The organism is Thermococcus sp. EP1 (assembly GCF_001317345.1).
GTDB lineage: Archaea > Methanobacteriota_B > Thermococci > Thermococcales > Thermococcaceae > Thermococcus_A.
The window spans coordinates 46115-67430 of the sequence record NZ_JXCG01000001.1 but is presented as its reverse complement, the minus strand read 5'-3'; the positions used below and the strand labels follow the sequence as shown (position 1 = coordinate 67430).

Annotated in this window: 23 protein-coding genes; 9 read left to right on the top strand and 14 right to left on the bottom strand. The window is 38.8% G+C overall.

Features of this window, described 5'->3' with window-relative positions; all coding sequences use genetic code 11:
• Nucleotides 1-65: 65 nt before the first annotated feature.
• The 3 genes from EP1X_RS00335 to EP1X_RS00325 are packed head-to-tail and all read left to right on the top strand — an operon-like array spanning nucleotide 66 to nucleotide 1658.
• Entirely contained in the window at nucleotides 66-971 is a 906-nt protein-coding gene (locus tag EP1X_RS00335) for a thiamine-phosphate synthase family protein (protein ID WP_371180381.1), read from the top strand.
• Nucleotides 968-1270, top strand: coding sequence for a VanZ family protein (locus EP1X_RS00330; protein ID WP_055280764.1), 303 nt, complete (start codon nucleotides 968-970; stop codon nucleotides 1268-1270). The genes EP1X_RS00335 and EP1X_RS00330 overlap by 4 nt, the downstream gene beginning before the upstream one ends.
• Entirely contained in the window at nucleotides 1245-1658 is a 414-nt protein-coding gene (locus tag EP1X_RS00325) for a secondary thiamine-phosphate synthase enzyme YjbQ (protein WP_055280763.1), read from the top strand. The genes EP1X_RS00330 and EP1X_RS00325 overlap by 26 nt, the downstream gene beginning before the upstream one ends.
• Here EP1X_RS00325 and EP1X_RS00320 read toward each other — a convergent pair.
• Nucleotides 1655-2410: an MBL fold metallo-hydrolase gene (locus EP1X_RS00320; protein ID WP_055280762.1), complete on the bottom strand. Its 756-nt coding sequence runs from the start codon at nucleotides 2408-2410 to the stop codon at nucleotides 1655-1657. The two genes, EP1X_RS00325 and EP1X_RS00320, sit on opposite strands and share 4 nt — an antisense overlap.
• Nucleotides 2407-3069 (bottom strand): M48 family metallopeptidase, encoded by a 663-nt coding sequence (locus EP1X_RS00315; RefSeq protein ID WP_055280761.1) that lies wholly within the window; start codon nucleotides 3067-3069, stop codon nucleotides 2407-2409. Before EP1X_RS00315 ends, EP1X_RS00320 begins: the two co-directional genes overlap by 4 nt.
• A 119-nt stretch (nucleotides 3070-3188) precedes the next feature.
• Here EP1X_RS00315 and EP1X_RS00310 point away from each other — a divergent pair, with 119 nt between their 5' ends.
• Together EP1X_RS00310 and EP1X_RS00305 are read left to right on the top strand one after the other, a co-directional pair.
• Complete coding sequence (locus EP1X_RS00310) at nucleotides 3189-4292, top strand: MFS transporter (RefSeq protein WP_055280760.1); 1104 nt, start codon at nucleotides 3189-3191, stop codon at nucleotides 4290-4292.
• Between the two features lie 2 nt (nucleotides 4293-4294).
• A complete protein-coding gene (locus tag EP1X_RS00305) occupies nucleotides 4295-5347 on the top strand; it encodes an MBL fold metallo-hydrolase (protein ID WP_172672577.1) in 1053 nt (350 codons plus the stop codon).
• Nucleotides 5348-5394: 47 nt separating this feature from the next.
• Here the strand turns inward: EP1X_RS00305 and EP1X_RS00300 are convergent, their stop codons facing one another.
• From EP1X_RS00300 to EP1X_RS00270, 7 genes are all read right to left on the bottom strand, one after another.
• Nucleotides 5395-5814: an ester cyclase gene (locus EP1X_RS00300; protein ID WP_055280758.1), complete on the bottom strand. Its 420-nt coding sequence runs from the start codon at nucleotides 5812-5814 to the stop codon at nucleotides 5395-5397.
• Between the two features lie 189 nt (nucleotides 5815-6003).
• Entirely contained in the window at nucleotides 6004-6711 is a 708-nt protein-coding gene (locus EP1X_RS00295; protein ID WP_055280757.1) for an acetate--CoA ligase family protein, read from the bottom strand.
• A gap of 35 nt (nucleotides 6712-6746) precedes the next feature.
• A complete protein-coding gene (locus EP1X_RS00290; RefSeq protein WP_055280756.1) occupies nucleotides 6747-8168 on the bottom strand; it encodes an acetate--CoA ligase family protein in 1422 nt (473 codons plus the stop codon).
• A 133-nt stretch (nucleotides 8169-8301) separates the two neighbouring features.
• Nucleotides 8302-9078, bottom strand: coding sequence for a sugar phosphate isomerase/epimerase (locus tag EP1X_RS00285; protein ID WP_082391426.1), 777 nt, complete (start codon nucleotides 9076-9078; stop codon nucleotides 8302-8304).
• Between the two features lie 34 nt (nucleotides 9079-9112).
• Nucleotides 9113-9781 (bottom strand): TIGR00266 family protein, encoded by a 669-nt coding sequence (locus EP1X_RS00280; RefSeq protein WP_055280754.1) that lies wholly within the window; start codon nucleotides 9779-9781, stop codon nucleotides 9113-9115.
• 50 nt (nucleotides 9782-9831) lie between these two features.
• A complete protein-coding gene (gene nth, locus EP1X_RS00275) occupies nucleotides 9832-10536 on the bottom strand; it encodes an endonuclease III (RefSeq protein ID WP_055280753.1) in 705 nt (234 codons plus the stop codon).
• Nucleotides 10499-10933: an ATPase gene (locus EP1X_RS00270; RefSeq protein ID WP_055280752.1), complete on the bottom strand. Its 435-nt coding sequence runs from the start codon at nucleotides 10931-10933 to the stop codon at nucleotides 10499-10501. The genes nth and EP1X_RS00270 overlap by 38 nt, the downstream gene beginning before the upstream one ends.
• 98 nt (nucleotides 10934-11031) lie before the next feature.
• Here EP1X_RS00270 and EP1X_RS00265 point away from each other — a divergent pair, with 98 nt between their 5' ends.
• The 3 genes from EP1X_RS00265 to EP1X_RS00255 are packed head-to-tail and all read left to right on the top strand — an operon-like array spanning nucleotide 11032 to nucleotide 13244.
• Nucleotides 11032-11487 (top strand): PadR family transcriptional regulator, encoded by a 456-nt coding sequence (locus EP1X_RS00265; protein ID WP_055280751.1) that lies wholly within the window; start codon nucleotides 11032-11034, stop codon nucleotides 11485-11487.
• A 1-nt stretch (nucleotide 11488) separates the two neighbouring features.
• Nucleotides 11489-12469, top strand: coding sequence for an ATP-binding cassette domain-containing protein (locus tag EP1X_RS00260; RefSeq protein WP_055280750.1), 981 nt, complete (start codon nucleotides 11489-11491; stop codon nucleotides 12467-12469).
• A gap of 4 nt (nucleotides 12470-12473) precedes the next feature.
• Nucleotides 12474-13244 (top strand): ABC transporter permease, encoded by a 771-nt coding sequence (locus tag EP1X_RS00255; protein WP_055280749.1) that lies wholly within the window; start codon nucleotides 12474-12476, stop codon nucleotides 13242-13244.
• On the opposite strand, the gene EP1X_RS00250 is transcribed toward EP1X_RS00255, so the two are convergent.
• Entirely contained in the window at nucleotides 13234-14475 is a 1242-nt protein-coding gene (locus tag EP1X_RS00250; RefSeq protein WP_055280748.1) for a phosphoglycerate kinase, read from the bottom strand. The two genes, EP1X_RS00255 and EP1X_RS00250, sit on opposite strands and share 11 nt — an antisense overlap.
• Nucleotides 14476-14663: 188 nt before the next feature.
• On the opposite strand from EP1X_RS00250, the gene EP1X_RS00245 reads away from it, so the two are divergent.
• Complete coding sequence (locus tag EP1X_RS00245) at nucleotides 14664-16814, top strand: restriction endonuclease (RefSeq protein ID WP_055280747.1); 2151 nt, start codon at nucleotides 14664-14666, stop codon at nucleotides 16812-16814.
• On the opposite strand, the gene EP1X_RS00240 is transcribed toward EP1X_RS00245, so the two are convergent.
• The 4 genes from EP1X_RS00240 to EP1X_RS00225 all read right to left on the bottom strand — a co-directional run bounded on the left by EP1X_RS00240 (nucleotide 16815) and on the right by EP1X_RS00225 (nucleotide 21311).
• A complete protein-coding gene (locus tag EP1X_RS00240; protein ID WP_055280746.1) occupies nucleotides 16815-17426 on the bottom strand; it encodes a hypothetical protein in 612 nt (203 codons plus the stop codon). It lies immediately after the preceding gene.
• A gap of 81 nt (nucleotides 17427-17507) precedes the next feature.
• Nucleotides 17508-19562 (bottom strand): metallophosphoesterase, encoded by a 2055-nt coding sequence (locus tag EP1X_RS00235; protein WP_055280745.1) that lies wholly within the window; start codon nucleotides 19560-19562, stop codon nucleotides 17508-17510.
• 56 nt (nucleotides 19563-19618) lie between these two features.
• Nucleotides 19619-20221, bottom strand: coding sequence for a DUF447 domain-containing protein (locus EP1X_RS00230; RefSeq protein ID WP_055280744.1), 603 nt, complete (start codon nucleotides 20219-20221; stop codon nucleotides 19619-19621).
• Nucleotides 20222-20249: 28 nt separating this feature from the next.
• Nucleotides 20250-21311: an ABC transporter ATP-binding protein gene (locus EP1X_RS00225; RefSeq protein ID WP_055280742.1), complete on the bottom strand. Its 1062-nt coding sequence runs from the start codon at nucleotides 21309-21311 to the stop codon at nucleotides 20250-20252.
• Nucleotides 21312-21316: the final 5 nt, after the last annotated feature.

Genomic DNA, 21316 nt, shown 5'->3' with positions numbered 1-21316 from the left:
TAGAGGGGGAATATTAAGCTTTCTGGCAAAAGTTTATAACTGGGGTTTTAAAAAGTAAATATTTGGTGGAAGCTGTGAAGACTCCATGTGAGTTCTGGGCCGAAGAGGTTATGCCTAATATAAGGGCCAAAGTAGCTGGCATCTTGTATTCTAAAGGATTTACTCAGGCCAGAATAGCTGAACATCTGGGTATAACTCAAGCAATGGTGAGTAAATACCTGGCTGGAAAATACAAAGAGCTTGGTGGAGAACTCGCTAAAGAAGTAGAGTCAATATCTGAAGAAATCGCTGCCCTAATCATTTATGGTGCACGAAAAGAAGATGTGATACGATTTTTAAATCGGGCTTTTTTCAAGATGTTTAAGAGTGGGATTCTCTGTAAAGGATATTTGGAATATATTGGGAGTGATGACGAGTCTCTATGTAAGGATATATTTAGTGAAGAACCTTCTAGAACTCAGGTTTTGGAAGAGCTCAATTTGGCCCTTAATGGACTTTTGCAGGATATGAAGTTTTTAAAGCTAATACCTGAAATCAGAAGCAACTTTGCTTATTCTGTCTCAAATCCAAAGGAGAAGAACGATGTTGCTGCAATTCCAGGGAGAATAACTGTTGTGAAAGATAAGCTGTATGCTTTGCCTCCCGAATTTGGGGCGAGTGAGCATATGGCGAAGGTTTTAATAGCTATTTCAGAGATGTTTCCTGAAGTGAGAGCTGTGCTTAATATAAAATATGACGAACACATTTATGACGCTCTTAAGAATGCAGAGTTTGCAATAGGGTTTGTGGAAAAAGAGGAGCGTGAGGAAGACGAAACTATCCAACTAATAGCTCAGGAATTTAAGAAGAGAGGCAAGTTAGATGCTGTTGTGGACAAAGGGGGCTTTGGAATAGAGCCTTGTGTTTATGTCTTTGGAGAGGATCCTATAGAGGTTGTGGAAAAGGTCAAAAGACTGGAGAGCTTTTTATGAGACAAAAATTTGCTTATCTCTATCTTCTTGTTTTGACTTATGCAAATCTTTCTCCTAAAGTGCCTTCCTCAGGGATAGTGGGAGGAGACAAAATAATTCACTTTTTGGAGTTTTTTGTACTGGGCATCCTAAGCATAAACAAAGCTTTTCTTGTCTTTCCAGTAATATTTGAGTTCCTACAACTTTTTGTACCGGGAAGAAGTTTTTCCTTTCTAGATATGGGCGCAAATCTAATAGGATTCACCACTGGATACCTTGTTTGGAGGTGGTGGAATGAAAGCAGTGATAGAGGAACTTAAATTCTCGACCAATGGTGAAATTGACCTTATCGATATAACCTACAACATTGAGGAGATTGTTGAAAGAAGTGGAATTAAAAACGGCCAAGTTTTAGTGTTTGTTCCAGGAGCAACTGGAGCAATTGTGACAATAGAACATGAAAGAGGACTTCTTGAAGATTTTAAGAAACTCTTAAGAGAGTTGGTTCCAAGGGGGGCTGGTTATAGGCATGATCTCATAGACAACAATGCCCACTCACATCTCCGAGCCACTTTATTGGGTCCGTCCTTGGTGTTACCTGTTGTTGAGGGCAGGGTAATTAGGGGAACATGGCAACAGATATTTTTTGTCGAACTTGATGTGAGACCAAGAAGGAGAAAAGTAGTAGTACAGGTTATAGGAAGCTAAATCCGTAGAATCATGAAATCTCTCCCTACAATCCCAATATCTCCTACTTTTTCTTCAAGCTCCTCATGAGTGTAGTTTGAGTGACTTATGTGGGCAAATATTGTCTTTCCTGCATCTATTTTGTGAGCCAGTTTAATGGCGTCTTCAACTCCTAAATGGGTTTTTGGTATCGAGTGCTTATGTGTCATTTCAGAGACAAGTAGATCAACTCTATGAAGCTCGTTTAAAATTTCCTTATCCTCTAAAATCTCCGGCCCAGTATCTCCAGTTATCCCGATCTTCTTTTCCCCGATCTCAATGACAAATCCGCCGGAGACTTCTCCAGGTTGATGAGGAGTAGGGAAATGCTTTATTCTAAACTTTCCAAAGTCATACCATCTGTTGAATTCGAGGTGGATGTATCTCCACTCTCTGTTGCCTAAAAACGTCTCTTGCAAGAGTTTTGCCATCTTAAGAGTTTTTTCATGGGAATAAAAGCTTACTCTTCTAAGAATCTGTAGTTCTGGGAGACCAGCTATATGATCAAAATGGGGGTGAGTTATGAAAACCCTCTCGATTTTTTCGTTCAAGTGTTCAAGGTGGTAGTGCAAATCTGGAGAAGGATCTATAAGAGCATTTATTTTGGGAATATACATAGAAAATCTTGTTCGTTTATACTCGGGAAACCTCCTCGCCCTAGTGCAGTTTTCACAACTGCAAAAGAGTTTGGGAGTGCCACTATAAGAACCAGATCCGAGGAGGATGATCCTCATTTTTCTCCCTCCAGAATTTGTTTCCAGATTGGATTGTTGTGGATTATTATCCACCAATTCTTAAGTTCTTTTCTTTTTCTTCTCCAATCTGGATGGAACTGGCCAACTAACTCCCAAAATCTCTTTGAGTGGTTCATCTCTATCAAATGAGCGACTTCGTGGGTTACAAGGTAATCCATGAGTTCCATGGGTAAAGCGAGCATGGCTAGATTAAAGTTCAGATTTCCTTTTGGGGAACAGCTCCCCCATCTTGTCTTTTGTTTACGGATGAAGATCTTTTTGGGTTTGACTTTCATATATTCTGCTTTTTCATGAATCATTGGGACTATTAGGCTCTTAAGCTCTTTTCTCAATATGCTCTCTAGGTTTTTCCCTTTGGGGAGGCTGATGATCTCATCAAAAATCTCGAATTTTTCTCCCCTTCTAATTTGATACAATTTTCCAAGATAAGGAAAACCTGAAAGTTGTTTTGCCTCTTCAATCTTTTGAAGTTTCGAGAGAATCCAGTTTTCTTTTTCTTTTAAAAATTGCTCAACTTTTTTCGTAGGAGACACTATCCAAAGTTTTCCTTCTGGAGTCACGTAAATTCTCACGTATCGTACCCTTCTCACGTTAACTTCATATTGTATTCTCTTTCCATTAAGATTTATTTCTGGCATGTTTCATTCTTACGCTTCTTAGGATTTAAGTGTTTATAACCTGAGAACATTCTCCTCAAGCAGAAGGTGCTAAAACATAAGGTTTAATACTTTGAGAGCAAAGTTTATTGGGAGGGAATATGAGGAAGGCACTTTATGTAATCTTAATCGCAGGATTTTTTGCTATACTTGGCTCAACCATGAGTAAATCGCCTACCTTGCCTCTATATGCTCAGAGTTTGGGGTTGAGTAAAGGGGAAATTGGAATTATTGCCGCTGCATCTACGATAACAGGTATTTTTGTAAACTTTGCCTCTGGTCTTCTAAGTGACATCTATGGAAGAAAGAGATTACTTAAAATAAGTGGTTTTGTCTTCTTCTCAGCCCCGCTTTTGTATTTTCTTGCAGATGATGCTGTAACCCTAGCTCTGGTAAGGGCATACTATGGGATAGCAACTGCAATTTTTGTCCCGGTTTCTCTTGCATTAATAAGTGATATCTATCCTGAGAGGAAGGGCACTTTTATGGGAATTTTGAGCTCTGCGACGTTAGTGGGAAGAGCTATAGCCCCTCTACTGGCGGGAACTTTGATATACCTCGCTGGCTTTTGGATTGTCTTTATTTCATGCTCCATTTTTGGTCTCATAACATTTGCATTGACCTTTGGACTCCCTAAAGCGGAAGGAAGAATGAGAAAGTTTGAGTTTTCATTTAGCTCTACTCTGTTATTGCTAGGTTTATTGGATGCAGCAGTTTACATGGCTTATCAAAGTATTGAAACCTTTTTGCCACTATTTTACTTCTTGGAAGACAAAGCTTGGCTCTCTGGGTTGATTCTTACAATTGAAATCTCTATAATGGCCATTGTGAAACCTTATGCGGGGTATTTGAGTGATAAAATTGGGAGAATAAAACCAATAATTGTAGGAATGGGGATGGTGAGCGTTGCAATGTTGATATTTGCTTTTTCAGGCTCTTTACCATTAATAATTGGGGGAGCTATTTTATTCTCTCTTGGAGCTTCGGTGAGTGAAGCCTCTACAAAACCCTTGGCAACGGAGATTTCAAAACTTAGAGGTACAGCCTTAGGTTTTCTGGAGAGTATAAAGGATATAGGACAGGCATTGGGCCCTATAATAGTAGGATTTCTTGGTTTTAAAGTGGGGTTTGCTTTTGTTGGTATTTTTGGAATGGTGGCATTAGTGGTATTTATAACGGCTTTCAAGGGTATGAAGTGGGGATGAGCATGGCACTCTCATTTAACCCCATTTGGTTTGATTCATTAGGTGCTAAAAGCTCATGTGTCTTGGTTAGGACTTCTGATGTCTCGATCTTAATAGATCCTGGAATTGCTATTATGCAACCGAGTTTTCCAGCGAGTGAAGAAGAGAAAATCGAATGGCTTATTGAGGGTGAGAAGGCAATAAAGAGAGCCAGTGAAAGGGCAGATATTGTTGTTATCACACACTATCACTATGATCACTACTTTCCAAATGATTTAGACGTATATGAAGGCAAACTTCTCCTAGTTAAGGATCCAAATGAGTATATAAACGATTCCCAGAGAGAACGGGCTGAGTATTTCTACTCTAATCTCTACAAGTACTTTGGAGATCTAAAATTGGAGGACATTTGGGGAAAATCAGAATCAAAGGAGTATCCAAATCCGTTAGAGGAGTTACCAATTGCATTTTCTAAAGACTTTGGTGATTACAATACGCGGAGGAAACAACTCCTTGAAAAAGGTCTCAAATGGTTCAAAAATAGGGTTAATAAGTGGAATCGGAATCCCAGAATCCCTGAGATGGGCTTCGAGAATTTCAAAGTCATATTTGCCGATGGAAGGACATTCCAATTTGGAGACACGAAAATTAGATTTACAAGGCCTCTCTTTCATGGAATAGAGTTTTCAAGAGTGGGGTGGGTGATCTCAGTAGTGATTGAATGCAAAGAAGAAAAATTTATCCATTCAAGTGATTTGAATGGGCCAATAATAGAGGATTATGCAGACTGGATAGCCAAGGAAAATCCAGATATTCTTGTTTTGGATGGCCCCATGACATACATGCTCGGCTATCTCCTTAATAAAATCAACTTAAGAAGAACGATTGAAAATGCAGTAAAAATTGTAAAGGAGATAGATGCGGAAGTCATTATCTATGATCATCACTTACCAAGAGAGCGCCACTTTAGGGAACACACAAAAGAAGTGTGGGAAGCAGCAGAAAAGGGTGGTAAGGCAGTCTTAACTGCTGCAGAGTTTTTAGGAAGGAAGCCAAAGGTTTTAGAAATCGGATGACTAGAAAATCTAAAAATTAAAAAGAGAACATCCTCCTGATATTCCCCCTATTCTTTTGGAGGAAATGCGCCAAGTTGCTGTAGCATGCCAAATACATCGTAACCCCACCACAACTCTGCAATTTTGTCCTCTTCAAACCGATATATAGCGATTCCCTTGAGGGTTATTCCATTTCCGGTTGGCGGGATTCCCATAAACGTATCTTTTTGTGTTCCAGTAACTGTCCAGCGCTTTACTATTTTATCATCTTCGGCAATAGTATCTTCAATAGTTACGTGAAAATCTGGAAATACTTTATGTAAAAAGAGCACCCATTGTTTAAAGGTTTCGAGATTTGTAACCTCAGGGTTGCCAGGATCGTGATTTATGAAATTGGGTGCGTAAAACCTGTCTGCTAGACTGACATCTCCCTTGTTCCAGAGCTCGTCTACTAACTGTTGGATAATCCTTTCTTTTTCTGCCGTCATTTTATCACCTCCTTCATGCTTCTGTCTTATTATTCGATCGCTAGTATTTCTGAAAGAAAGTTGGAGCTTATGAGACTCCTCCGTCTACGTGTTCTGTGCTCAAAGTGTATATACCTTAGTATTATGTCAAGATAAAGTAACATTTAACTTTACAAGAGAAAAGCCAAAAATATAAAGCAAAAGAAGACATTACTTCAAGATAATTCTTGCATCTACTATGACCACACCTTCTCCTTCAGGGTAAACAAAAATTGGGTTAAGGTCCATTTCCTTGATGTAGTCCTTAAGATCGTCAACAAGCTCTGAGACTTTTAGCATCATGTCAACAATTGCTTTCATGTCGGCTGGTGGTTCCCCTCTTGCACCTGCTAGAATTGGGTATCCGTTAATACTTTTTATCATTGTCCAAGCGTCTTTCTCTTCAATTGGGATTATCCTGAATGTGACATCCTTGAGAATTTCTACGAAAATTCCACCAAGACCAAACATTATTGCATGTCCAAACTGTGGGTCTTCGGTAACACCAATGATAATCTCCCTTCCTGGTTTGAGCATTGGGGCTATTAAGACACCGAGAATTTCTGCATCTGGTCTGTATTTCTTGGCATTTTCATGGATTTCTTCCCACTTTTGTTTAAGTTCTTCATCGTTCTTTATTTTGAGCATAACAACTTTTGCGTCACTTTTGTGAAGGATTTGGGGTGACATTAGCTTCATAACTACTGGATAGCCAATTTCGTTAGCATATTTTATGGCCTCATCCACAGTTTTTGCTAGTTTCTCTTCTGGAAGGGGCAAGCCATAAGCCTTTAAAACTTGTTTTGCTTCGTATTCAACTAAAGATTTCCTACCTTGAGCCAAAACCTCTTTAATTATCTTTAATGCTTCTTCTTTCATACTATTCCCTCCATAATAAGGAAATAAAGAGCAGATCACTCCTCATTTAATTTTTCTAAGTATTTTGCATATTGGACGAGTCCAGCTATTGCCCTAACTCCTCTCTCGGGTGTGGGATATACTGGCACTCCTTTATCCTCGAGTATCTTTGCATAGTACTCTGTCTTTTTACCACCCATTGCAACTGCCACTATTGGTTTCTCACTCTTCTTTGCGTAATCTGCAAGAATTTCTATGATCTCTTCTTCGTTTAACAATGGTACTTGGAAGAGGACTATTATAACTATTGCGTCTACGTTGGGGTCGTTTACAAAGGCCTCAATAGCGTATTTGTATCTCTGAGCGTCAGTATCACCTACTACGTCAGTTGGATTGCCAGCTACGGCGTGTGGTGGGAAGTGCTCTTTTAGGTATTTGATGGTTTCTTCACTAAGCTCAGCCATTTTGAGTCCAAATTTTGCCACAGCATCACTTGCCATAACTCCTGCTCCACCACCATCAGTAATGATTCCAATTCTGTCTCCTTTTGGAAGTTTGCACTTTGCGAAGGCCTTTGCGACGTCGAACATGTGTTCAAAGTCCTCTGCCCTCAGAATTCCAGTTTGCTTAAACACAGCATCATATATTGTATCTGCTCCAGCTAATGATCCAGTGTGGGATGAGGCTGCTTTGGCACCGTATTCGGTTCTTCCGCTCTTGAGAGCTATCACTGGTTTTACTTTTGTTATCCTCTTTGCAGCTTCAATGAATTTTCTTCCTTCTTTTACACCTTCTATGTAAAAAGTAACAACCTTTATGCTTTCATCGTGTATGAAGTAGTCCATCAAATCAGCATCGTCAACATCAAGTTTGTTACCATAGCTTACCATTTTTCCAATTCCTATTCCTGCTAAGGCCGCCCAGTCAAGCATTGCTGCAGCAAAGGCTCCACTTTGAGAAACAAATGCAATTGAACCGCTTTTTGGCCTATCCATTTTTTGCTCTGGGAGAAAAACTGTGTCAACTCCAGTATCTGGGACGTACACACCAACACAATTGGGCCCTATAACTCTTATACCATTTTCTCTTGCTATCTGGAGGATTTCTTCTTCCATTTTCTTTCCTTCTTCTCCAAGTTCCCCAAAACCGCCCGTAATGATTATCACAGACTTTATTCCCTTGTCGGCAATTTCTTTCATGGTTTGTGGGACAAATGGGGCTGGTATGGATATTACCGCCAAGTCTGTATCCTCTGGGAGCTCTTTCACACCTTTGTAAACCTTGTACCCCTCGATCTCGTCCAGCTTGGGATTCACTGGATATATCTTTCCTTTAAAAATTCCTTGCTCTTTGTTTTTCTTAAAGTTTTCAAAAATGACGTTTCCAACCTTTCCTTTTTTATCTGTTGCCCCTATGATAGCAACAGCATTGGGTTCGAAGAAGGGTTTAAGTTCTTCGATGATTTTTGGGCTTTTCATGGTATCACCTCAAAATTTTTATGAATAATCTTCCACTTGAACTTTATCTTCTTCTGTATAAAAGTTTTATGTGGGTAAAATAAGCTCTTTGATGAATTAATAAGGGCATTACTGCCCGAAAATTGAAGGAACATCAAACAGCGTTTATCATGACATCCAAAAATTCAAGGCTTTTAAGGACTCCGTCAAAGCTTTTTACTTCTAGTGACATTGGAACATTGGGGGTTTGTCTGATCACGTCTTTCCAGGGTACATTGCCTTCTCCGAGAGCTAGATGAGAGTCATGCACTCCATCATTGTCACTTAAATGCGCATAGATAATTCTGTCTTTTAAGAGTTTGATAAATTCCGTGAACTCTCCATTAACTGTATTTAAGTGGCCGATGTCAAAAGTGACAAATATGTCGGTTCCTTCTATCAGTTCTTTAATACGTTCTGGAGTTTGGCCATCTAGAATCCAAAAAGAAGGCATATTTTCTAGGGCCACTTTTATCCCCACTTTTTGAGCTACTTTGTCAATTTCCTCTAGTGAGCGTTTCTGGATCTTTTCATATGCTTTTGGGAAGCGACCACTCAGAGGAGAATGATGTGCTGGATGAATCACAACTAGCATGGAGCCCATATAGTGCGCAATTTTAAGAGTTTCAAAGAGAAGTTCTAGCGATGCTCTTCTTATCTTTTCATTTAATGATCCAATGTTTATGTCACTAAATGGTGCATGAATTACGCTTTTTAATCTGGCCTCTTCTAAGAACTCTGCATGAGTTTTGTAATTGTGTTTATTTAGTGCGTGATATCCTTCATTCACTATTTCGACAAAGTTGACTTTAAGTTGCCTTATTTTGTAAAGAGCTAGACTGAGGCTCCTGTCGTATAATGCTTGTGTTGATACTCCTATCACTTTTTTCACCTGAAAATCATAAAGAAGAGGGTATAAAAAGATATCACTCTCTAGCTCTTGGCAAAAATGGTATCAACCAATCTAAAAAGCTGTCTATGCTCCTTGTTTGTATGTACAAAGTACCAGTACCATAGAATTCAGCAACAAGACCTTCTCCACCAAAAATTGTGCTCTTAATTCCTCCAACTCTTCTTACTCTAAAGTCAAGCCCTTCTGTAAATGCAACTAAATGCCCAGTGTCTATAATAAAACTCTCGTTTCGAAGTTCTTTCTTGTAGATTGCTCCAAAACTGGACAGAAATACTGGGCCTTCTCCGCTTAGTTTTAATAGGAACAGACCTTCTCTTGAGAAGAATGTCTTTGCACCACCAAACTTAGTGTCTATTTCTATGGTTTCGGAACTTGCTAAAAATGCCCCACTTTGAGCATACATTGTTCCTCTAAGCTCTAGTGCCTCAATATCGCCCATATATGGTGGGGCAAGGCCTATAGTGCCTTTTTCTCCTTCTGCCCTAAAAGTGTTTATGAATATACTCTCTCCTCCTAGCATTGAGCGCTTTAAGGCCTTAAAGATGCCTCCAGTTTTTGTTTCTATTTTTATACTCGGGCTCATGTGGACCATTGCACCGGGCTCGGCTTTTATGGCCTCCCCATCTTCAAGTTCTATTTCGACCAAGCTAAAGCTTGGTCTTTGAATAATTTCATATCTCATTTGTGACACCAAAAATACTGAGATTTTAGAATATATAAACCTTTTTTGGCCTATTTTATATCTTCTTTTTTTATGAGTCCCTTATTGTATGGACAAAGATCTTGTAAAAAGCATTCACTGCATTTGGGTTTTATGGGCCTACAAATACTTTTTCCATGGTCTACCATCGCATGGTTTACGTATATCCATAGCCTCTCAGGGATTAATTCCTTTAAATATTCTTCGACCTTCTCAGGTGCGATTTTTGGAGGTGCGAGGCCTAGACGTTTGCTTATTCTATTCACATGAGTGTCAACAGGGATCGTCTGTTGTCCAAATCCATATGCCAGAACGATGTTTGCACATTTTCTTCCAATTCCAGGGAGCTTCATAAGTTCCTCAATTTTATCAGGAACTTTACCTCCATATTTCTCTAGGATTATCTGGGAACTTTTAACTATCCACTCTCCCTTGGCTTTCCAAAGCCCTACTCCATTTTTTCGCAAGAAGTCTTGCATTTCCTCAGGGGATATTTTAGCAATGGTTCTAATGTTTTTGTATTTTTCAAATAACATTTTCCACACTTTATACGTGACTTCATCTCTCATTCTTTGAGAGATTATACAATGAATAAGAGTTTTATAAGGGTCTCCAATTAGAAGTTTTTCCCTTTGGTGATGGTTCATCAATCGTTTTACGATTTCATGAGCTCTTCTCTTCTTCTCATTCCAACTTTCTTCAAAGGTGAATGAGTGTGAGTTTTTTGCCCCCATCATGAATCACCGCTATAATTTCACCTAAGATCTTGGCCTCTTTGAGATTGTCGAACCGTTGGTTAAAAATCTTGTGTCCTTTTTGGTTTAAAATCAGAACTTCATTTTCAAGAAGTATCACGATTCTTTTTTCAAAGAGAAGCACGTCTCTAATCTCTTTTTCAAAATCCAACGTTAGGCTAAATATTTCCTCCTCAGTAAGCTCTATTTTCGTGTTTTTGTTTACCTTTATGAGTTTTGGTTCACTGTACATTACCTTAAATTGAAGGGCCTTTCCCAAAAGTTCTATCTCTACAGTATCTCCTTCTTTAATTTCTTTTCCTATAAGTTTTGCTCTTATGACCTCTATAAAATCAGGTGTTAAAGGAGCATCAAAAAGCGGCTTTAATACAACTTTCATGAATTTCCACCCACTCAATATTCTCACTAAATTATAATAAGGGTTTTGAACCACAAACTTTATAATCGATATATCTTTTGATATATCTGGTGAGGCATATGGAAAGACCAAAATATAAAGGTCATCTTAAGCTCCTTATCCTTTATCTGCTAAAGGAAAAGCCACAACATGGATATGGGATAATGTCCGAGCTTGAAAATAGATATGGGATCCCAAGTCCAAGTGCGGGGGCTATATATCCTATTTTATCAAGTTTAAAAAGGAATGGCCTGATTGAAGCGGCTGGGGAAGGTAAAAGAGAGAAGAAACTCTATCAAATAACAGATAAAGGAATAGAATATCTCGATGAGCATAAAGATGAACTCTTTGAAGTTATCAGGATGATAGAATCCTTTAAGGAATTTAGAAGTCTTGGAGGAAATGAACTCAAAGAGGTAATTAAAGAAGTTCTAAGGGTTCTCCCATCGCTCACCAGAGAGCAAAAAATGGCACTTTCAAACGAGATCATGGAGTTCACGAGAAGAATTAGGTTAATAATTTTGGGGGGGAAATAGCATGTATGCAATTGAAGTTGAAAACTTAGTTAAAAGGTATGGTAATTTTGAGGCCGTTAGAGGGATCTCTTTTAAAGTAAAGAGAGGAGAGATATTTGCATTTTTAGGCCCTAATGGAGCAGGTAAAACCACTACTGTTCATGTGCTTACGACACTTCTTAGGTTAACTTCAGGAAAAGCTATTGTGGCTGGTCATGATGTCGTTAAGGAACCAATAGAAGTAAGAAAAAAGATAGGAATAGTTTTTCAGGATCCTAGCTTGGATAGGGAGCTGACGGCATATGAGAACATGTACATTCATGGAAGAATTTATGGGCTGGATGGAAATGAACTAAAAGAAAAAATAGAAAGGCTTCTAAGATTTGTAGAGCTTTGGGATTTCAGGGATAAACCTGTAAAGACATTTAGTGGTGGTATGCAGAGAAGACTTGAAATAGCACGTTCACTTCTTCATGAACCCGAAATTCTCTTCTTGGATGAACCTACAATAGGCCTTGACCCTCAGACGAGGACTCATATATGGGGGTACATTAAAGCAATGAAAGAAGAGCATAACATGACTATTTTCTTGACAACACATTATATGGATGAGGCCGAGCAACTTGCTGATAGAATCGCGATAATTGATCATGGAAAAATAATTGCGGAGGGAACAGCGGAAGGGCTGAAGAAGCTGGTGGGCAATGATGTAATATCTCTCAAACTTGAGGCTCCAGAAAGACTCAAGTGTCTCAAATCTGATTTCATTAAAGGTTGCAAGCTCCTTAGTGATAATAGAGTCCATTTAGAGGTTGAAAATGCTGCAGAAGCCCTTCCAAAACTCTTTCTCCTTGCTCAAAAAGAAGGAGTCAAAATATTAGAGGTTACTTATCACAGGCCTACACTCAATGATGTTTTCTTGCACTTGACAGGGAGAGAGATAAGGGAGGAACGTGGGGAAAGTACACTCAAAATGATAGCTCGTATGAGACTGAGGAGGTGATAAAATGAGAGCGTTCACTACTATGATTTACAGGCAGGCGAAGCGTTTCTTTAGAGCGAGATCCAGAGTTATGGGGATGATAATCAACCCTCTTATATGGTTGATTTTCTTCGGTCTTGGTTGGAGCAAGGTTTTCGACAATCCTATGGCTAGGACGATATTTGGGGGTGTGGATTACTTAACTTTCCTGGCTCCAGGTATATTTGCCATGACTATATTTAATCAGAGTTTTGTAAGTGGGGTTAGTGTTATATGGGATAAGCAGTTTGGCTTTCTTAAGGAAATTTTGGTAGCACCAGCATCAAGAAAGGAGGCTATTGTTGGGAGACTAACTGGAGATTCTCTCCTTACGACAGTTCAGGGCCTCATAATACTACTCTTAACGTTTCTTTTAGCAGAAAATCTTAAACTTTCTGGGGTTTTGCCTGCTCTTGTGATGGGATTCCTTTTAGCAATAGCATTCTCGGGCTTTGGAACAACCCTAGCGCTTAAAATGGAGAGTCTGGAAGGATTTCAGATGATAATGATGGTTCTCATGATGCCACTCACTTTCCTTAGTGGTGCAATATACCCCATAGAGACTATGCCTGGCTGGATGAAAGCTTTGGCATATATAAATCCACTAACTTATGCGGTTGATGGGGCCCGCTATTATCTGGTAGGATCTAATGTCACGAGATTCTCTATAACGACTGATTGGATAGTTTTGGGATTACTTGCGTTGGTATTCCTCAGTTTCGCAATGTTAGAGTTTGAAAAGGCGACTATTGATTGAAATCTTTTTTATTTTTAAATTTCTCATAACTTATTCTAAGAGCTTCTAAAACCGGGAGAGTCTTTCCCGCAAAGAACGTCAGCATTGCTCCCCCACCTGTGCTTATGTGAGAAATTCCTTTTATATTATATTGATATATACTGGCTATACTGTGCCCACCGCCCACTATAGAAAATGCGTTGCTTTTTCCTATTGCTTTAAAGACCTCAATAGTGCCTTTGGCAAATTCCTCAATCTCAAATACTCCCATTGGACCATTAGCTACTATTATGGCGGCTTCTCTTAAGATTTCACTGTATTTTTCTATTGTTCTGCTTCCAATATCCATAATGGGTCTTTCATCGAATACCCATTTCTTGTCACTTAAAAGATCTATCTCAACTCTCTCTCCTTTGTATTCTACTGCAAAATCTACAGGAGTTCGGATGTAGGGATAAAACTCATTTAAAATTTTTTCAGCTCGATCTACGAGGTTTATTAGTCCTTTCCGCTCCAAGAGACTTATGTTTGCATCTCCCAGGTCAAAGCCTTTAGCGAGGGTGAAGATGTGTCCCACCAAACCTCCAGTTAAAATCAAGTCTGCCTTTCCATTTTTTAAAGCATTTTCTGCAACATTTAATGAATCTTCAACTTTAGCTCCACCAAGTACGTACACTTTAGGCACTTCTTCGCTTTCGTAGGCTTTTGTTAGGGCTTTTATCTCTTTCTCCATTAAAAAACCAGGTATCATAGGTTTTATCTTTGCAAAACCAACTAGCGAAGGTTGAGATCGATGAGCAGCAGCAAATGCTTCAGTTACAACATAGTCAACTAAGGGAGATAATTTTTTAACAAAATACGTCTTTTCACATTCTTCTAATGGTCGTTGTTTGGTCTCCTCCGCTGCAAATCTGAGATTCTCAAGCATTAAAATCCCACTTGGCTTTAGAGAGTTTATAGCATTTCTCGCACATTTTCCGAAAATGTCTTCCACATATCCCACATCCACCCCTAAAAGAGAACTCAAAATTTCAGCATGCTCTTCTGTGGTCAAATAATCATCTTCATAAGGCTTGCTTTGATGTGTTCCTATTACTATTTTTGCTTTATGCTCTAAGAGGTAGCGTATAGTGGGTAGCACAGCCCTAAATCTCGCGTCACTAATAATTTTTCCATCTTTTACAGGTGAGTTGAGATCTGCCCTGAGAAAAACGACCTTATTGTGGTAATTGAACTCTGGTAGTCTAAACATGCTCTCACCTGATTCTTGTAAATTTTGGGGAGTTAAAAAGGTTATTTTAAACACTTATAGTGGTGATGTATGAGGTATTTGGTTCTTTAATTTTAGATGAAAACATGAGAGGTTGGAAAATGGCAAAAGGGATTTATATTATAATTACTCTATTATTTTAGGTATGCGAGTTAATTGGATGTGATATTATGAAGTGGAATTTAGAGATCTTACAAGAGGCCTCTCGGGAAACGCTTATCAAAACTCTGGTAAATCTGCTCGAATTGATGGGGTTTAGGAATGTAGAGATGGTGGATAGCCCAGAAGAGTGGGGAATAGATATTCTCGCTCTTAGGGACGATCCTATCGCGGGATTTGAAAAATATGTAATAAAAGTAAAATCAGGAGCTCTAACATCTTCTCAAGATATTGAGCACTTTAATGAAGCCATAGGGAGAGCAAAGGCAGATAAGGGGATTTTCGTCTCAATAAATGGGTATACTAAAGATGCTAAACTCTTAGTTGGAAAGGAGTACAAAGGAAGGATAATTATATGGGATGGCGAAAAGCTTGTTGAAGATTTAAACGACAAAGAAGTGCCAGTGAGTGAAGACTTACTCGAAAAAATCAAGAGAAAAAAAGAAGAGGAAAAATTGGAAGAGAAGCGAAAAGGTGTTCTAAAGGTAATACGACTAGATACTCCACTTTTGTACTCTTTCTCTCCAGATAAAGTTTTTGAGCAAATATCCTCATTACTCGAGAAAAAGTATAAAATAAAGAAGGAAGACATCATTCTAAAAACCTTGATTTTAGAAGCTTCAACGGCTTATATCTTCTCTTGGTCAGCTCTGGTGGAAGATACAAAAGATAAGGCTGTGATATTTTCTAAGGAGGAAATATTGCCCTTTGTGAGCAAGGATGAGGAATTAGATAAAAAAGTGTCTAAGGCCCTTTTAGAGAGTGGATCTGCTATTAAGGCAACAGAGATAAGGATCATTGAGCCATTAACTCCAAATGAGGCGGTTTTACTAGTTAAGTCCAGACTTGCAGAGGATCTGAAAGTCTCTCAAAGTAGTATTATCTTGCATTCTCGGAAGAAAGTGTATATTCCTAAAAGAGTATTACTAGAATTGCAAGTTGGAATAAATTCCGCAAAGGGGGAGGTTGATCTCAAAAGCAAAGAGGCCAGAGTTAAAATAGAACCTCTTCCAAAGGAGAAGTTAATTGAAATTGCTAAGGAGGAGTGCATGAATTTACTTGGGGAAGAACTTAGGGAGATTTCATTTGAACCAAAAGAGAATGTGGCTATAATAAATGGTCAAGTTAGCAGGTTCCTTTTTGGTGCAGCTGTTCATATATATAGTGGGAGGGTTTTAAAGAGAAAATCGAAGATAAAGAGAGATGCAATTCTCTCTGAAGTTTCAAAGAAATATCCAGGAGGAAAAGTTATTTCCTTTACTGAAAAAGAGGATAAAGCAATTATTGATGTACTAGCACCTGAAGGTATTGTGGTTTTGGAATTTAACTTGGAAACGGGAGATTATGTGATCAAAGAAAAGCTTGTCCATCCGTATAATCTTGCGAAAATAGCGAAAGATCTTATTGAAGCCAATTTTGATATAAAAAACCTAGAACTTAGTGATTTTAAGGTTCATGATCATAAGAACCTAGAACTACTCCTTAAAAGTGAGGATGGAAAAGTTTTGGTAAAGGTTGATGGAAAGACAGGAGATATAATGGATTACTTTGTGGAAATTACTCCTGAAAAAGCTGAAAAAATAATCTTGAAAAAGTACCCTGACTGGCGAATAAAGAAAATAGAAGAATTAAAAGATAGCTATAGGATAGAACTCGAAAATGACAAACTTCTGTTAAAACTCTCTCTTAGTAAAGATGGGAAACTACTAACAGAAGTCGATAAATACTTGAAAGAAGACGTTGTGAAGAAAATAGCGGAGGAGTTCTTAGAGGAAAAAGGAATTACTGCAGATATTAAAGAGTTAGAGCTTGATGAAAACTGGAAGGTCAAATTTGCGGGTAAAGAACGGGTGGGAGAGATTCTCATAGAACGAGTTTCAGGGAGAGTCTTAAAGAGTGATATTTTCCTAACAGAATTTATAATTGAAGAAACTTATCAGGCTCATGTTTCAGAGAAGTTTGCTGAGAAAAATCTGAAAACAGAAACAATAATAGTTCACAAAGAAAGAGGGGATGCAATTATAAAGCTTTCTGGAGATAATGGGTTTTATTATGCAAAAATTGATCTTCGTACGGGTAAAATCTTAAAAGAGGACATGGTACCAAGGAAAGGGTTGAAGGCAAAAATAAAGAAACTCCAGCTGGATGCAAAGTACAAGTGATTAGGTCATTAAGAGGCTTTCGATGAGTTTTATAGCTTCTACTATTTTTGTTTCTGGTACATCTTCCTCTGGTAACTCCAAATTTATTACAAGCCTTTCTTCTTGTCCTTCTTCATCTAGTCCATAGACTTCGAGCTCTTCAATGTCTACATCTTCAAAGAAGTTTTCTATTTCAGGTCCAATGACCTTTTTGTCGTTTCCATAGACTTCCACTCTAATAACGTCGTCCTTCGAGGATGCCATAACTGCTATTTCATAACCTCCAACTTTTTTTGTGAACTTTATCATATTTCCGTATCCTAAGACCTCTTCATTAAATCCAAGTTTCTTCATAACACTTCTCATTCTCTCAATTTTTGCTTTCATCCTATTCAACAAGCGGTCTCTCAACTTATAGCTCTCTTCTAGGGCTTTTTTCATCCCCTCACCAGCGTTTTCAATCTCGCCTTCCCATATTCCAATAAGCTTTATGCCAGAAGAGGTTGGTCTAAGCTCGATTTTTAAACTCTCTATGTCAAAATCCTTCAAATCCTCAATCCTAAGCTCGCTGAGGTTTAGTATATCAAATTCGATTCTAACTAGATTTCCAAAAGCTTTCCCTTTAAATTTCAAAGGGCATCACCTAGAGAGGGGAGGATGGGTAGGTTTAAAAACTCTTCTATATGAGAAAAAGAAGAATTAAAAAAGGAAATATCATTTTTTCCTTTTAGCAGCAAGTAATGGCAATAGGGCGAGACCTACAATTGCTGCAGGGCCACATACCCCACCCGCTTCTGTCGTTGTGGGAGATGATGAAGAAGTAGTTTCTGTTGGAGAACTAGTTGTTGGCGTGGTTGATGAGGACGTGGTTGTTTCGGAGGGTGTAGTTTGAGTGGGAGTTGAAGTTGTACTTGTCTCTATTTCTCCCATGATTTTTTCTATGGTGGCCTTGTTCCCGTAGAAGTCTATTGCTACAGCCCTTATTATATATCCATCTGCATCAATTCCTGGAATCTCAGCCATAAAGTACTCTGCTTGTCCTCCACTGGTTTGAACTGCTGGATATTTCGTAACAACCCCATTTGCTTCAATTTCTACATAAATATCCTTGACTCCTAAGTTGTCTTTTACGCTGATATAAACTTTAAATGGTTTTCCTTTTGTGGGTTTGGACGGAGTAAGGTATGGGATATCTATTTGGGGCTTCTCTGTGTCTTTTCCTTTGCTTATAACGAGTTGGGATATTCCTTTGGGTACAGTGATTTCAAAGAGTTCATATGTTTTATCTCCTATTTTTCTCTCTCCAAGAAGCTTGTATGTGACGTTTGTTACACTTGTGTCAACTTGGGCTCCATCTGGGATTTCAATGGCAAATTTTCCACTTTCTTCTCCTAGTAAGTTCACGAATTTTACAGCGCTTCCAAACTCTGATGTCCATTTGAATGTAATAAACTCTTGTGGAACGGGTAATGAGATAAAGTCGTTGAAGAGATTTCCAAACATTTCTTCAATTTCAGGAAGTCTAACGTTTCCATTTTCATCTATCTCTATGATTTTTGATCCATACCATGTTGGGCTCCTGTCAGGCCTAGGTGGGTTGGTTTCTTTATCTGGGGCTCCTGTAGTTGTTGACGTTACAAACCAGTGCTCATTACCGTTCTTGTCCACGTAAATGTGAAGTTTGTCATGGTGAATATGGCCACTCATAATAAGTTTAATGTTGTACTTCTCGACATCTTGGAGGAAACGCCTTGCTATGTCAAGATACTCTTGATTTCTTCCAAACCAATAATAGCTACCATATTGTATCATTTCTTGCCAATCTTCGTCATCGAATGCTGAAACACCCTCAATTCTACCCCCGATCCATCCTTGTGGGGCAGAATACCAATATGGGTGGTGGACAATTACTATTGGGATTTTATCGGGATGGTCTTCAAGCACTTTTTCCATCCATTCTAGCTGGTTCATGTAGGGATGAGCTTCATCTCCATGAGAGTCGAGGGCTATGATGATAAACTTTCCAATAACAATGTAGTAGTCCGTAGGCCCTATAAGTCTGGGATAATAATTAGGTGGATCATCATGATTTCCTTTGACAATTATTGTAGGCCTTCCGGCTGCGGTTGCATGGGAGATTATATCAAGCAGTAACTTGTATCCTTTGCCATCTCCGGCAGTATCTACCACATCACCCGTGTTTATTGTAACATCAACTCTATCATCCATGGCCCAGTATGTGTAAGCACTATCTGTTGCAACATAGCTGTGTAACGGGACTATTATACCTCCATCGCATAGTTCTTTGATTCTTTTCATGTCTCTCTGGAAGTATTCTCCACAAACATAACCAAACTTAGTACCACTTGTAACGTGTGTGTCACTAACATGTGCTATTCTAAGAACTTTAGGATACTCTTTGAGAATCCAAACTGCACCTGGAATTGTTACTTCTCCTTTGTTTGATTTAATTTGAAGGAAATACACATCTGGAACAACGTTCTCTGGAACTTTTACCTTTAATGTAGCACCTTTCTCAATGATCTCTAGCTCATATGGACCATTCAACACAGAGACTATTGAGAGAGAGGTTATGTCTACTCCATCTTGTGGTTGTATCTCCACGACCTCTCCTGGAAGTGCCACCACAGGGGCTCCGGGCATTGGATACTTCAACACGTCTCCCGGGAGGGCTTCTGCACTTACTTGGTTTACATTAATTAAAGACAGAGTTAAAAGAACTAACAAAAAAGCAACTATTCTTCTCATAGCACCACCAAAATAATAGCGATCTCAAACATTAAAAAATTGTTGTTTGAAATACTTCAAGGATTCCATCTTAAAGCTGCCGTAGCAAACCCCATAATCTTTTCTGCAAGTTTATTTTTGCCTCCAAGTCGTTTGTAGGTTCTATATTCAACCCATATCTTTGAATATATATTTTGAGCTTCCTTCACGTTTAGTTTTCTTGTTGCCACATACAGTCTAGTTAGGTTTATTGCCATCTCAAGAAGGTAAAAATCTGCTCTACTAAGAGGGGGATTGGAAACTGGGAACACCTCGATTCTTGAAGGGATTAGTGAACATCTCAGGATTCGAGCTTCTCCAAGACTGTCTTTTATCAAGTCTTCTTGGAATTCTATTTTTCCTTCTATGTTGGGCAAGTTCTTTATTTTCTTTAAAGGAATTGTTTTGGAATCCTCCCATTCTAATTCACAGGGTAAGTTAAGAGCAGTTCTTACTAATATATCCACATCCCAAGTTATATGGAGTACGCCATAAGGGTGTTCTCTTATATCTTTGGCACTTTTTCCTTCAAATAGTTTAAAATGGAACTTGTTTCCTTTTTTAACAACACCCACTGGGGTTACATTGGATTTTGTGACTAAAAGAAGTTCATACACTTTGCCTTCTTCAAACATTTCCATTCTAAGACCTCCAATAAAAGGAGAAAAACTAGAGAGTCTTAGGAAGTACAAGGATGTCTTCTCTCTCTATGTAGAAGGTGACATCTCCTTGGGGTCTCAGACCTATAACGTCCCTATCATTTATTGTCCTAGCTATTATTCTCCTCTCTCCAAATAGTCCAACGACCTCGATGAAAAAGCCATAGTACTCTATTAGATCTACTTTTCCAGTTATTGAAACAGCGTTTTCGATGGGGTGTAGGCTGATACGTTCAGGTCTTATGACCACCACAACTTTATCGTTCTCTCCGGTATAAGTTAGGCCATCGAGCCTGAATCCTTCAAACTCTACTGTTACTTTGTCCCCATCTCTTTCCACGACTTCCGCTGGGATTACGTTGGTCTTACCCATGAAAGAAGCAACAAATTCTGTTTTAGGCTGTTCATATATCTCTTTTGGAGTTCCTACTTGCTCTATTTGACCTATATTCATTACTGCGATTCTATCACTTATTGCCATAGCCTCTTCTTGATCATGGGTAACGTAGATAACTGTGATTCCGAGTTCTCTTTGGATTCTCCTTATTTCAGACCTCATTTCAAGTCTAAGCTTTGCATCCAAGTTTGAGAGAGGCTCATCTAAGAGTAGAAGCTTAGGTTCAACTACGAGAGCCCTTGCTATTGCTACTCTTTGTTGTTGGCCTCCACTCAGCTGGGTTGGATATCTATCTTCATAACCTTGGAGCTTAACCAGTTCAAGCGCCCATTTTACCTTTTTTTCGATTTCTTGTTTGGGAAGCTTTTTTACCTTGAGTCCATATGCCACGTTGTCATATACTGTCATATGGGGCCACAAGGCGTAGTTTTGGAAGACCAAAACGGCACCTCTTTCACTTGAACTTTTGTAGGTGACATCCTCGTCATCAAAATGTAATTGTCCACTGTCAGGAAAATCTAAACCTGCTATTATTCTCAAGGTGGTTGATTTTCCACAACCGCTTGGTCCGAGGAGAGTAAATAACTCTCCGTGTTTTATATGGAGATCAATACCCTTTAGTGCAACGGTTTCACCAAATGTTTTTACTATGTTCTCAAGTTTAACCTCGACCATTTTCT